General features: G+C 73.1%; 10 protein-coding genes. 1 reads left to right on the top strand and 9 read right to left on the bottom strand.

Annotated features, from left to right (window positions below; translation table 11 throughout):
* Positions 1 to 31: 31 nt before the first annotated feature.
* The 6 genes from AB0E05_RS13970 to AB0E05_RS13945 all read right to left on the bottom strand — a co-directional run bounded on the left by AB0E05_RS13970 (position 32) and on the right by AB0E05_RS13945 (position 6,350).
* Positions 32 to 961: an NADH-quinone oxidoreductase subunit H gene (locus AB0E05_RS13970; RefSeq protein ID WP_361962793.1), complete on the bottom strand. Its 930-nt coding sequence runs from the start codon at positions 959 to 961 to the stop codon at positions 32 to 34.
* Positions 954 to 2,093, bottom strand: coding sequence for a hypothetical protein (locus tag AB0E05_RS13965; protein ID WP_361962791.1), 1,140 nt, complete (start codon positions 2,091 to 2,093; stop codon positions 954 to 956). The genes AB0E05_RS13970 and AB0E05_RS13965 overlap by 8 nt, the downstream gene beginning before the upstream one ends.
* The gene (locus AB0E05_RS13960) at positions 2,084 to 2,434 is read right to left on the bottom strand and encodes an NADH-quinone oxidoreductase subunit A (protein ID WP_361962789.1); all 351 of its coding nucleotides are present in this window, start codon (positions 2,432 to 2,434) and stop codon (positions 2,084 to 2,086) included. The genes AB0E05_RS13965 and AB0E05_RS13960 overlap by 10 nt, the downstream gene beginning before the upstream one ends.
* 147 nt (positions 2,435 to 2,581) lie before the next feature.
* The gene (locus AB0E05_RS13955; RefSeq protein ID WP_361962787.1) at positions 2,582 to 3,760 is read right to left on the bottom strand and encodes a chitinase; all 1,179 of its coding nucleotides are present in this window, start codon (positions 3,758 to 3,760) and stop codon (positions 2,582 to 2,584) included.
* 354 nt (positions 3,761 to 4,114) lie between these two features.
* Positions 4,115 to 5,314, bottom strand: a complete 1,200-nt coding sequence (locus AB0E05_RS13950) for an alpha/beta hydrolase (protein ID WP_361962785.1) — start codon at positions 5,312 to 5,314, stop codon at positions 4,115 to 4,117.
* Between the two features lie 220 nt (positions 5,315 to 5,534).
* Positions 5,535 to 6,350, bottom strand: coding sequence for an SAM-dependent methyltransferase (locus AB0E05_RS13945; RefSeq protein WP_361962783.1), 816 nt, complete (start codon positions 6,348 to 6,350; stop codon positions 5,535 to 5,537).
* 234 nt (positions 6,351 to 6,584) lie between these two features.
* Here AB0E05_RS13945 and AB0E05_RS13940 point away from each other — a divergent pair, with 234 nt between their 5' ends.
* Entirely contained in the window at positions 6,585 to 8,804 is a 2,220-nt protein-coding gene (locus AB0E05_RS13940; RefSeq protein WP_361962781.1) for an NADP-dependent isocitrate dehydrogenase, read from the top strand.
* A gap of 97 nt (positions 8,805 to 8,901) precedes the next feature.
* Here AB0E05_RS13940 and AB0E05_RS13935 read toward each other — a convergent pair whose 3' ends face one another.
* The 3 genes from AB0E05_RS13935 to AB0E05_RS13925 form a co-directional block, all read right to left on the bottom strand.
* Positions 8,902 to 10,146, bottom strand: coding sequence for a LuxR C-terminal-related transcriptional regulator (locus AB0E05_RS13935; protein ID WP_361962779.1), 1,245 nt, complete (start codon positions 10,144 to 10,146; stop codon positions 8,902 to 8,904).
* Between the two features lie 183 nt (positions 10,147 to 10,329).
* A complete protein-coding gene (locus AB0E05_RS13930; RefSeq protein WP_361962777.1) occupies positions 10,330 to 11,280 on the bottom strand; it encodes a hypothetical protein in 951 nt (316 codons plus the stop codon).
* Positions 11,281 to 11,419: 139 nt separating this feature from the next.
* Positions 11,420 to 12,286 (bottom strand): F510_1955 family glycosylhydrolase, encoded by an 867-nt coding sequence (locus AB0E05_RS13925; protein ID WP_361962775.1) that lies wholly within the window; start codon positions 12,284 to 12,286, stop codon positions 11,420 to 11,422.
* Positions 12,287 to 12,296 lie beyond the last annotated feature (10 nt).

The following is a 12,296-nucleotide window of genomic DNA, read 5'->3' as shown; positions in this document are numbered from 1 at the left end:
CGCCCTCCCGGGCCCGGGCCCCAGGACGCCGTCACGGGACCAGCACCAGGACGGCGACCACCAGGGCCTGGAGCAGCACCAGCGGCACCAGCACCAACCAGGCCAGCTCCACGTACCGGTCCATCCGCAGCGCCGGCAGCCGCTCCCGCACCGCGCCCAGCACCGCGAGGACGACCGCCGTCTTCACCAGCGTCCAGGCCCACCCCGGCAGCCAGGGCCCGTGACCGCCACCGAGGAACAGCGGCACCGAGAACGACGCGGTGACCACCAGCAGCAGCCACCGGCCGCCCAACAACGCCAGTCGGTCCGCCCCGGACAGCTCGGCCGCGACGCCGCCCGCCACGTCGCCCCCGGTCGGCCGGTCGAACGGCCCCCAGAACGACATCGCGAGGGCACTGGCGAGATAGACCGCGAACGCCACCGGCATCCACACCACGAACCACAGCGACTCCTGGGCGTCGACGACGTCCCCCACGCGCAGCGACTGGGCGCCCAGTGCGGCCGTGGTGAGGGCGAACATGTGCGGCAGTTCGTACGCCAGCCCCTGCGCCAGGAACCGGTAGCCGCCGATCAGCGCCAGCGCCGAGTTCGGCCCCCAGCCCGCCAGCCACACCGCGGCCCAGGCCAGCGCCTCCATCGCGTTGAACCACACCACGCCGACGGACGGATCGGCGACGGCGGTGGCGCCCAGCGGCAGGACGGCCCCGGCGAGCACCGCAGCCACCGGCACCAACACCACGCCGACCCGCAGCAGCACGGTGTCGGCGGCGGGCGTGCGGCGCGGCTGCTGCACGAGCAGCCGCAGCCCCTCTCGTACGGGCGCGGCGGCGTGGCGCGCGAGGGCCCGGGTCGAGGTCGGGCGGCCGGCGAGCACCGAGTGGAAGGCGGCGGTGGCCAGTGCGGCGCCCGTCAGGGCGAAGGGCAGCACCACGGTCGCCCACAGGGGCGCGACGTCAGCCACGGGCGACCTGCGCCGACTGCGCCAACTCGTCGACGTCCGGGTCGAGGCTGGCGACGATCAACCGGGCCGCGGCGAACTCCGCCCCGGGCAGCAGGTGCTCAAGCGCCAGCAGCAGTGCGGCGGACGGCGGCTGCGGGCGGTCCACCCTGCCGCGGGGCCCGAGCGCGTCGGTGCGGGGCAGCGGCCGGAGGTCGCCGAAGTCGGCGGCGCTGCGGACGACGTCGTCGAGCCAGACGTGGACGCGGTCGAGGGCGTCCCCGTCGGCGACCAGGGCCGGTCCCGTCACCCCCAGCTGATGGGCGCGCAAGGACGGCAACGGGCCGAGTCCGGCGGTCAGCCAGCGCAGCGTCCGGGAGCGGGCGACCCGGCGGACGAACGGCCCCGGGTCCGGTGTGCTGCCCGCAAGGACGCCGTCCCGCAGCCGGCGGGCGCTCGCGGCGGCGGCCGGCCAACCGCTGACGGCGAGGAAGCGGCCGAGGCTGTCGAGGTGCGCCGCGCAGCGGCGCCGGGCCGCCTCGTCCCGTGTGACGGCCTGTCCGCGCAGCGCCCGTAGCCAGGGCTCGTTCCAGTACGGCTCCGTCCCCTCGGGGGCGGGGAGACAGCGCACGTCGGCGCGCTGGACGACGTCGCCCTGGAGCGCGGTGTCCAGCACCAGTCCGCACGGCCAGTCGGTGAGGGCGGGTCCGAGGGGGAGGTGGAGCAGGTCCAGCCGCAGTCCGTCGCGGTCGTCCGCCCGGTCGGCCATCGACCGCTCGGCGCCGTTCGGACCTTTGGGCTCCTCGGGTTCCTTGAGTCCTGTGAGGGCGTACGAGTCGGGCGGCGCCGGTACCTGCGTCAGCAGCGCCGCCCCCGCGTCCAACTGCGCTGCTACGGATGAGGGCGTCGGGAGGACGACCCTCGCCCGGGGCGCGGGCACCTGCCGCCACACCGCCTCCACCCAGTCGTCCCCGCCCGCGCCGTCGCCGGCGACCACCAGCAGATTGGCCGCGGCCGGCGCCGCGACCCGCGGCCAGCCGCGCCGGTGGACCTCGGCCTCCGCCGCCAACCGCACGGCGGTCGCACCGGGTCGGGCCACCAGCAGAACGCCCGGCCGGGCCACGGCCGCCCGCCGCAGCGCGGCCCTCAGGCCCATCGGAACGCCCCCTCGCGCCAGGCGTAGGAGACGGCGGCGAACAGGATGCCGAGGAAGAGGAACATCTCCACCACCGCGCTCGTCCCCACGTCGGCGACGACCGTCGCCCACGGGTACATGAACAACATCTCCATGTCGAAGGCGAGGAAGACCATCGTGACGGGGTACCAGCGCGCGTGGTAGCGCGAGAAGGCGTGCTCACGCGGCGCGAGCCCGCCGCTGAAGGGGTCCGCCACCAGTGGCCGGCGCACGACGGCGAGCCAGGCGCCCCCGCCGTACAGGAGCGCGACGCCCGCCGCGACGACGCCCAGCAGGACCAGCACCGGTTCCCATGCACTCATCGCGCCCATGGTGCGGCCTGGGAGCGCCGGGCCGCGGCAGGCGCGCCCGTGGACGCGACCGCCGAGGGCGACGGGGGAGGGTGGTGGGCCGCCCGGCCCCCAGAGCGAGGACGGCCCACCGGTTCAGCGATCCCTCACATGCGCGCCCTAGCGGCCCTGGAGCGCCTTGACGTTGTTGCCGAAGGTCCAGTTCCGGGATCCGTCCCAGTTCAGGGACCAGGTCATCAGGCCCTTGAGGGATCCGCCGTAGCTGTTCCACGCCTGGGAGACCAGGCTCGGCGGCATGTAGCCGCCGCCGGCGCCCTGCTGGGCGGGCAGCCCCGGGACCTGCTTGTCGTACGGAACCCGGATCGTGGTGCCCTGGATGACCAGCCCGCGGTTGAGGCAGTCGGTCTGCGCCCGGAAGCCCTCGACCGTGCCGGCCTGGTAGGAGTCGCCGGAGCAGCCGTAGTAACTTCCGTTGTAGTACTGCATGTTGAGCCACCACAGCCGGCCGTTGTCCGCGTACTTCTTGATGATCGGCAGGTACGAGCCCCAGATCGAGCCGTACACGACGCTGCCGCCGGTGACGTACGCCGTCTCGGGGGCCATGGTCAGGCCGAAGTTCGGCGGCATCTGGGCGAGCACGCCGTCGATGATGCGGATCAGGTTCGCCTGGGAGGCGGAGAGCTGGTTGATGTTGCCGCTGCCGACCAGACCGGTCTCGATGTCGATGTCGATCCCGTCGAAGTTGTACTTCTTCAACAGGGGGACGACGGTGGCCACGAACCGGTCGGCGACCGCGCTGGAGCTCAGGTCGATGCCGGCCGCGGCGCCGCCGATGGACATCAGGATGGTCATGCCGTCCGCCTTGGCCTGGCACATCTCGGCCGGGGTGGCGACCTTGACGGTGTTGTCCATGCCGTCTTCCCACAGCACGGTGCCGTCCGAGCGGATGACGGGGAAGGCGGCGTTGAGCACGTTGTAGCCGTGGGCCCGGATGCGGGAGTCGGTGATCGGGACCCAGCCGAGCGGCGGGTGGACGCCGTTGGCGGCGCCGTCCCAGTTCTCCCAGTAGCCGTGCAGCACCTTGCCGGTGGGCTTGGACTTCACCGGACAGGTCTCCGCCGCCGAAGTCCTTGCCGCGGCCCGCACTCCGGTCTGGGCCACCACCTCGGGTGCGCTCTGCGGCGCGGCCCAGGGCGCGCCCTGTCGGTCGCGCAGGACGGTGGTGCGCTCCGTGACATCGGCGCCGGATGCCTGGCCGGGGGCCACCGCGGCGAGCAGGGGTACGGCGATCGCAGCGGCCAGGCCGGCTCCGAGCAGCCGGGACAGACGACCTCTCATGCTGTGCTCCCTTCCTGTCCGCACAGGTCGCCCACAGCGGGTGGTCGACGACGAGCGACCGGGGACGGGGGGCGGGACACGGCGAAGGGGGGTGTGGGGGGAATGCGGCCGAGCACGCTCACCTCCTGGGACTGTGGGGGGCCTGGAGACGTACGTGGGGGTGTTGGGCACAACGTAGGTTGGTCCAGACCTATCGTCAAGAGGTCTGGACCAAAGGGGAGTTGAGGTCCCAGACAGTGCCTCGACGGTGCCTCAGGAGCCCACCGGTCGACGCTGGCCCCATGGCCGGTCCTCGTCCCCCGGGCTAGCCATCACCCGCTGACCGGCCTTCGAGCACCGGCCGGCGGGCGTCCGTCACCGGTGGTGGTGGAACACGACCTCGGGATGCTGGGCCGAAGGGCCCGCCAGCACCGGCTGCGCCACCCCCTTCAGATGCTGGTCGAAGAAGGCCGCGAGATAGGTGCGCACCAGGTCAGCGGCGCGCGGGGCGGGCAGCGGCGGCTGCGGCAGCCCGAAGTGCGCCAGGATCAACGGGAAGTCGGAGAAGGAGCCGTGGTCCGAACCGGCCACCGTCAGCCAGCGCTTCCAGCCGTCCAGCGTGGGCCACATCCGGTCCCAGGTGGTGTCCTTGCCGCCCGGCCGGTGCACGTCGTCGTCGGTGCCCAGCATCATGAACGGACGACCGCCGAGCCCCTGCGGGGGCAGGTCCTCCCAGAACGCCCCGTCCATGTTGACCCCGGCGAGCACCCGCCGGTCGCCCGCCATCGTCGACGCGGCACTGGCGCCGCCGATCGAATGCCCGGCCATGCCTATCCGTCGGCGGTCGATCAGCTGTGCCAGCGCGGGGTGGTGCCGCTCCGCCTGGCGCCCGGTCAGCCGGTCCAGCAGGAACGACACGTCCTTGGCGCGCGTGGAGGTGACCACGCTGGCGGGCACCCCGTCCACGTCCAGCGCCTTGCAGGCCACGCAGGACAGTGTCCGCCCGCCCGGCATCGACGTGCCGAAGGACTCGTACGCATGGTCCACCAGAGCGACCGCGTAACCCCGGCTGGCGAGGTCCTCGGCGGCGTTGGTGAGCGTCAACCGGGACGCGCCGAAGCCCGGCGAGAGCACCACCAGGGGGAACTTCCCCGCCGCGGGCCGCGCCCCGACCCGGCTGTGGGTCCGCGTCGCGCTCAACACCTCAGGCGGCACGCCCTGCACCCCGAACCCTTCGACCAGGGCCTTGGCCTCCGCCGTGGTCAGGTACCGCGCGGGGGCACCGTCACCGCCCCGGCGCGCCGCGGGGTAGTGGACCGTCACCATCAACTCGCGCCCGTCGGCCGTCGGCACCCAGGGGTCCTTGCGGGAGCGGTCGACGAGGTGGAGGACCGAGCTGCCGACCCCGTACTGACCGGTCGGGCGCGGCAGTTGCATGGCCTGCTTGTGGGGGGCCTCGGCAGCCGGCGCGGCTGAGGGCGCCCCGGCGGCGGACGCCGAGGACGCCACCGCGACCGGCAGCGCGAGGCTCAAAGCGAGGGCGACCGCCGTGGCGGTGCGGGTGATTCGCATCATGCAAGAGACGTTAGGGCGTACAACTCCCGCTCCGCGTCAGACCGTGGGAGGTCGCTTCGTGCATCTTCAGTAGGTGCCGGGGCGCGACGACGTACGCCTGTGGGCGGTTGCCGCCGCGCCCTTTCGCCAACTGTGGGCCGATGCACACCAGCAGGACGTGGCAAGGCCCCTCGCGGCCCCCGCGACCTGCGAAGTCCCGCCCGGTGCAACGGCGGTGGCGCTACGGCTTGCGGGCCACGCCGCAGTACGCGTCCACGTCCTCGTGCACCGCCCCGTCCTCCGCCCGCCACCGGGTGACCTGCGCGACCCCGGGCTCCAACAGCTCCAGGTCGTCGAAGAAGCCGGTGATCTCCGCCACGCTGCGCACGTAGTAGGGCACGGCCCCGCTGTCGTTGTACGCCTTGGACGCGGCGATCATCCCGTCGCTGGTGGCCGTCGAGTCGCTGATCACCAGGAAGCTGCCCGACGGCAGCCCCGCCATCAACGACGACACCAGTGCCTTGGCCTGCTCGTGGTCGGCGACGTGCCCGAGCACGTTGAGCAGCATCAGGGCCACCGGCTGGGACAGGTCCAGGGTGGCGCCCGCCTCCCGGAGGATCTTCTCCGGCGAGTACAGGTCGGCGTCGATGTACGCCGTCTTCCCCTCGGGCGTGCTGGTCAGCAGCGCGCGGGCGTGCGCGAGGACGAGCGGGTCGTTGTCCACGTACACGATGTGCGCGTCGGGCGCCACGCGCTGCGCCACCTCGTGGGTGTTGTCGGCGGTCGGCAGCCCGGTGCCGACGTCCAGGAAGTTGCGGACGCCCTGCTCCGTCGCCAGGTGGCGCACCGCGCGCCCCAGGAAGTGCCGGCTGGTGCGCGCCACGTCCACCAGGCCCGGGAAGATCTGCTTGATGTGGTCCCCGATCTCCCGGTCCACCTCGTAGTTGTCCTTGCCGCCCACGAAGTAGTTCCAGAAGCGGGCCGAGTGCGGCTTACCCGTGTCAATTCGGGCGCGCACGTCGGCGGTGGAAGCGAACCGGGGGTCACGGTCGGGCATGGAAGCGCCTCCTGCAGGGAGCCAAAAGCTTTTCTTGATCAGTGAACCATGAAGGCATCTCCGCGGGGAGACCCAGCTCACGTCTTGCGGTGCCGCACGCAGGGCAGGGGCCGGTCGGGACCGGATGGCGGGGGCCTGTCGGGAGGTGGCCGACCACCAGATATCTTGACATCGAGCAATCGGATATCTTGACATCGAGCAATGTTGCAGACGTGGAGTGGAGCGGAGCACCCGGTGACTGATTCAACGATCATCTACACGCACACCGACGAGGCCCCGGCCTTGGCGACGTATTCGTTCCTGCCGGTCATCAAGGCGTACGCCGCCACCGCCGGGGTCGCCGTGGAGAGCCGTGACATCTCCCTGGCCGGCCGCATCATCGCCCACTTCCCGGAGCACCTGGAGGAGGGCCAGCGGATCGAGGACGCCCTCGCGGAGCTGGGCGAGCTGGCCAAGACGCCGGACGCCAACATCATCAAGCTGCCGAACATCTCCGCCTCGATCCCGCAGCTCAAGGCCGCGGTCGCCGAGCTCCAGGAGAAGGGCTACGCCCTCCCCGACTACCCGGACGACCCCAAGACGGACGAGGAGCGCGACGTACGCGCCCGGTACGACAAGGTCAAGGGCAGCGCCGTGAACCCGGTGCTGCGCGAGGGCAACTCCGACCGCCGCGCCCCCGCGTCGGTGAAGAACTACGCCAAGGCCCACCCGCACCGCATGGGCGCCTGGTCCGCGGAGTCGAAGACCAACGTCGCGACCATGACCGCCGACGACTTCCGTTCCACGGAGAAGTCCGCGGTCGTCACCGAGGCGGGCTCGCTCCGCATCGAGCTGGTCGGCGAGGACGGCACCGCCACCGTGCTGCGCGAGTCGGTCCCCGTGCTCGCCGGCGAGGTCGTCGACGCCTCCGTGATGCGCGTCGCGGCGCTGCGCGAGTTCCTCACGGCCCAGGTCTCCCGCGCCAAGGCCGAGGACGTCCTCTTCTCCGTGCACCTCAAGGCCACGATGATGAAGGTCTCCGACCCGATCGTCTTCGGCCACGTGCTGCGCGCCTTCTTCCCGCAGACCTTCGCGGAGCACGGCGCCGCGCTCGCCGCGGCCGGTCTGAGCCCGAACGACGGCCTCGGCACCATCTTCAAGGGCCTTCAGGCCCTGCCCGAGGGCGCCGCGATCAAGGCGTCCTTCGACGCCGAGATCGCCGCCGGCCCGGAGCTGGCCATGGTCGACTCCGACCGCGGCATCACCAACCTCCACGTGCCCAGCGACGTCATCGTCGACGCCTCCATGCCGGCGATGATCCGCACCTCCGGCCACATGTGGGGCCCGGACGGCCAGGAGGCCGACACCCTCGCCGTCCTGCCGGACAGCAGCTACGCCGGCGTCTACCAGGTCGTCATCGACGACTGCCGGGCCAACGGTGCCTTCGACCCCTCCACCATGGGCTCCGTGCCGAACGTCGGCCTGATGGCCCAGAAGGCCGAGGAGTACGGCAGCCACGACAAGACCTTCGAGGTCGCCACCGCGGGCACCGTCCGCGTCGTCGACGCCGCCGGCAACGCGGTCCTGGAGCAGCCGGTCGCCGCCGGCGACGTCTTCCGGATGTGCCAGACCAAGGACCTGCCGATCCAGGACTGGGTCAAGCTCGCCGTCACCCGCGCCCGAGCCACCGGCGTCCCGGCCGTCTTCTGGCTCGACGAGGGCCGCGCCCACGACGCGCAGCTCATCGAGAAGGTCAAGCAGTACCTGCCGGAGCACGACACCGACGGGCTCACCATCGAGATCCTGGCGCCGGTCGACGCGACCCGCTACTCCCTGGAGCGCATCCGCCGCGGCGAGGACACCATCTCCGTCACCGGCAACGTGCTGCGCGACTACCTGACCGACCTCTTCCCGATCCTGGAGCTGGGCACCAGCGCCAAGATGCTGTCGGTCGTCCCGCTGATGGCGGGCGGCGGCCTCTTCGAGACCGGCGCCGGCGGCTCCGCGCCCAAGCACGTCCAGCAGCTCGTCAAGGAGAACTACCTCCGCTGGGACAGCCTGGGCGAGTTCCTGGCCCTCGCGGTCAGCTTCGAGCACCTGGCCACCACGACGGGCAACGCCCGCGCCAAGGTGCTCGCCGAGACCCTGGACCGCGCCACCGGCACCTTCCTCAACGAGGACAAGTCGCCGACCCGTCGCGTCGGCGGCATCGACAACCGCGGCAGCCACTTCTACCTGTCGCTGTACTGGGCGCAGGAGCTGGCCCAGCAGACCGACGACGCGCAGCTCGCGGAGGCGTTCACGGCGCTCGCGAAGACGCTGTCCGAGCAGGAGGAGACCATCGTCTCCGAGCTGCTCGGGGTGCAGGGTTCGCCGGCCGACATCGGCGGCTACTTCCAGCCCGACCCGGCGAAGGCGGCGGCCGTGATGCGTCCGTCCCGGACCTTCAACGAGGCCGTCGCGTCCCTCGGCTGACGATTCGGTGAGGGGACCCGGGCGCACCCGGTCCCCTCTCGGCGCACGTCCCCGCCCCGCCCCCGGCAGACACCCGCCGGAGGCGGGGCGGACCCGTTCACGGCCCCGTCGCCCCGCGCTCGCGCCCGCCGTCCTCGCGCATCCGACCGTCCGTGGTCAGCGGCGGATCGTCCAGCCGCGGCAGGTAGCAGCGCTGGAACAGCTCCCCGCTGAAGTCCCGGCGGCTGCGCACCCCCGCCTTGTCGAAGACCTTCCGCAGATGGTCCTGGACGGTGTACTCGGCGATGTGCAGCCGGGCCGACATCTCCGCCGTCGAGTGCCCGAGGAGCACGTGCTGGGCGACCTGCCGCTCCCGCGGCGTCAGTCCGTACGCGTCGAGCACGATGGCCGTGAGCTCCCGCGGATGGCTGGCGGCCAGCGACACGTAGGTGAGGACTTCGCCGTCGGCCGCGTCCCCCTCGTGCCCCGCGTCGCCCCGCGCCTCGCGCCAGGCGCTGAGCGTGACCCAGTGCCCGGTCAGGCTGATCGCCCGGGACCGCACCTGCACTCCGGGCTCCGCCGTCCGCGCCCGGTTGACCAGTGCCGTCAGGGTGTACGGGAAGCGCTGCCCCGGCGGCGGATGGGCCTCCTGGATCAGCGCCAGCCAGCGCTCGGCGGTGGCCGTGCACAGCCGGGTGCGCCCCTCGTCGTCCACCACCAGCAGCCCCGCCGCGTCCGGAACGTCCGCGCGGTCGATCCCCGTCAGCAGCAGCGAACGGCGCAGCGCCACCGTGGCCGGTGCGCTGATCGCCGAGGCCAGCCGGACTTCCGCGGCCGTGAAGGGCGGTGCGTCGGCTCCCCGGCACAGCACGAACAGGCCCCAGGTGCGCGCGCCGTCCCGCAGCACCACCCGCAGCTCGTCCGCGAGCCCCACCGGGCGCAGCACGTCGCGCCAGTACACGCTCTGCGCCACCCGGCCCTGCATGGAGGCGCTCAGCAGACTGGCCGGGGCACTGCGGCGCGCCAGCGCGCGGACGTTGTCCACCCCGACCTGGTCGGCGTGCTCGATCTCGAAGAGCCGCGGCATCACGCTCTGCGGGAACCCGTGCTCGTGCAGCCCGCCGGTGTCCAGCAGCGTCGCCGGATCGAGGGCCACGGCGCACCACACGTCCGCCGGTACGGCGTGCAGCAGCGCCCCGGCGGTGGCCTGGAGCACGTCGAGGAAGACCGGGGTGCCGGGCGCGGCGCCGTCGCGGCCGGGGCCGAGGTGACGTAACGACCGGTCGAGGGAGCCGAGCAGCGCACGCCGGGCCGCCGCGGGGTCCGGGGTGGACGGAGCAGGGGAGCGAGGAGCTGAGGTCACCCGCGCAGGCTAGGTCGACCCCCGGATTCCCGGGATGGGAACGGGACGGATCCACGCATACTTTGGTACCCGCGTGGGCGGGGCACACCGCACTTGACGGACCGCCTTCGGCGGGTCCGCACGCGTCGGGGGCCGCGTGCGGGCCCGCGCCCACCGCGTACGCCCGCGCCGGGCGCCGCGCGCTCACTCCCGGCGCGCCCGCGCCCGTCGACCGCCCCGGCGCGCCTGCCAGAACGCTCCGGTGGCCACCGAGAGCAGGACCAGCGCCATGGTCAGCACGGGCCACCGGGAGTGCTCGATGCGCACCCCCGCCACCAGCACGAGGAACGTCACCAGAGCCGGCAGCACCATCGACCCCAGCGCCTTGCCGTACGCCTGGGCGAGCCCCGGCACGCTGCGCTCGCCCCGCCGCTGCGGCGCCGGCTCGCTGAAGTAGAAGAGCGCGGCCCGCTCGGTGAGTCGTCCGGTCGCCGCGTGGTACGAGACCGCCATGTACGGCAGCCAGACCAGCGGAGCCACCAGCCCCACCACGAACACCAGCCCCACCGTCACCGACCGTGCGAGGAGTACGGCCCACGTGCGCCACCGGACCCGCTGGTGACCGTCCTCGCCCGGCGGCCCGAGCAGCCCGAGCAGTCGGGCCATGCGCAGCGTGAGGCGCCACAGCGCCCCGGGCCGCAGCACCGCCCGGCGGGCCCCCGCCTGCGCCGAGACCGGGGCCGCCAGCGCGGTGCGCGCGCTCGCGGTGTCCGGGTGCACCCCCATCAGGACCAGCAGCTCGGCCGCCCGCTCGGGTGACGTCGGGTCCCGGCCGTCGAGACCGGCCAACTCCAGGACCGTGCGCGCCTGGTTCAGCAGTGCCGCGCAGAACGCCACCGGGATCAGCAGCAGGAAGGGTCCGCCGACGAAGGCGCCCTCGGTGACGGTGTTGCGCCGGCCGCGCGCCACGACGAGGGCACGCAGCTCCGCGGGATCCGCCTCCGGGTGCTGCTCGCGGGTCCTGGCCACCGCGCGGTCCGCGACCGGCCCCATGTGCCGCAGCGCGAACCGGGCCAGGTGCTCGGGCAGGTGCTCGGGGTCGGCGAGGCCCGCCCGGAGCAGCGAGCGCGGCAGGTCGAGGTCCGGTTCGGCCACCTTGGGTCGTCATCCTTCGCAGCGGGCGCCACGGGGTCGACGCCCGGGGCGCGGCACGGCTCAAGTCAACGCCCGGCTCAACCGCCCCGCATCCGCAGTCGCGGCCGGCGCCCCGGCCGCGACCCCGACGGCGCTCCGCTCAGTGCCCGCCGCCCGACGTGACGTCGAGGCGCTTGGTGAAGGAGGCGCCGCCGTCCTGCGACTCGTACACCCCGTCGCCGGTCGCCGCGATCAGCCGCTGGGCGCCGATCGCGGTCAGCGCCTGCGGCTGTCCGCCGGGCGCCGTGCCCGTCTCCTTCCAGGTCTTCCCGCCGTCGGCGCTGACGCTGATCTTGCCCGTGGGGTCGACGCCGTACAGCGCCTTCGCGTCCGACCACGACAGGAACGCCATCACCGGCTTCGCGCCGGGGGCGAAGGTCTTGCCGCCGTCGGTGCTGCGGGCGATCCCGGACTCGGTGGTGGCGAGGACGGTGTCGGGATCGGTCGGGCTCACGGCGAGGTCGAGGGCCTTCAGCTCGCTCCGGGTCTCCCAGGTGGAGCCGTCCTTGCTGACGCGCAGCAGCCCGTTGGTGCTGTCGTAGCCGTAGATGGTGGCGTGCGCGTGCTCAAGGGAGTGGAAGTCGACCTCTCCGGTGAGGGACCTGTCCTTCCAGGTCTTGCCGACGTCGGCGCTCTCGATCAGACCGAGGTTCGCGGGGGCGTCCCGGCCGGGTGCGGGGTGTCCGCTGGCGAGGAACGTGCCGTCGGCGGTGATGGCGAAGCCCATGAAGTCGTCCTTGCGGTCGCCCACGAGGACGGGCGCGTTCTTGTCGCCCGGGGTGTACACGCCGTTGTGCGTGGCGACGTAGAGCTTGCCGTCGGTGGGGTGGACGCCGACGCCGTGGATGTGGCTGATGTCGGCGGACGCGGCGGACTTCCCGCCGTCGTCGCCGTCGCCGCCGCAGGCGGTGAGCGTCAGCGCGAGGGCGAGGGTGGACGCGGACAGGGCGATGAGGCGCTTCTTCATGGGGTCCTGA

The sequence above is a fragment of the Streptomyces sp. NPDC048057 genome (assembly GCF_040653095.1).
Taxonomy (GTDB): domain Bacteria; phylum Actinomycetota; class Actinomycetes; order Streptomycetales; family Streptomycetaceae; genus Streptomyces.
Note: the sequence above shows the minus strand (reverse complement) of the source record. Positions and strands in the feature narration are given on the sequence as shown.

Coding starts and splice junctions, on each gene's coding strand:
- AB0E05_RS13965 (WP_361962791.1), bottom strand. CDS start 2,093: ATGGGCCTGAGGGCCGCGCTGCGGCGGGCGGCCGTGGCCCGGCCGGGC.
- AB0E05_RS13955 (WP_361962787.1), bottom strand. CDS start 3,760: ATGAGAGGTCGTCTGTCCCGGCTGCTCGGAGCCGGCCTGGCCGCTGCG.
- AB0E05_RS13950 (WP_361962785.1), bottom strand. CDS start 5,314: ATGATGCGAATCACCCGCACCGCCACGGCGGTCGCCCTCGCTTTGAGC.
- AB0E05_RS13960 (WP_361962789.1), bottom strand. CDS start 2,434: ATGAGTGCATGGGAACCGGTGCTGGTCCTGCTGGGCGTCGTCGCGGCG.
- AB0E05_RS13945 (WP_361962783.1), bottom strand. CDS start 6,350: ATGCCCGACCGTGACCCCCGGTTCGCTTCCACCGCCGACGTGCGCGCC.
- AB0E05_RS13925 (WP_361962775.1), bottom strand. CDS start 12,286: ATGAAGAAGCGCCTCATCGCCCTGTCCGCGTCCACCCTCGCCCTCGCG.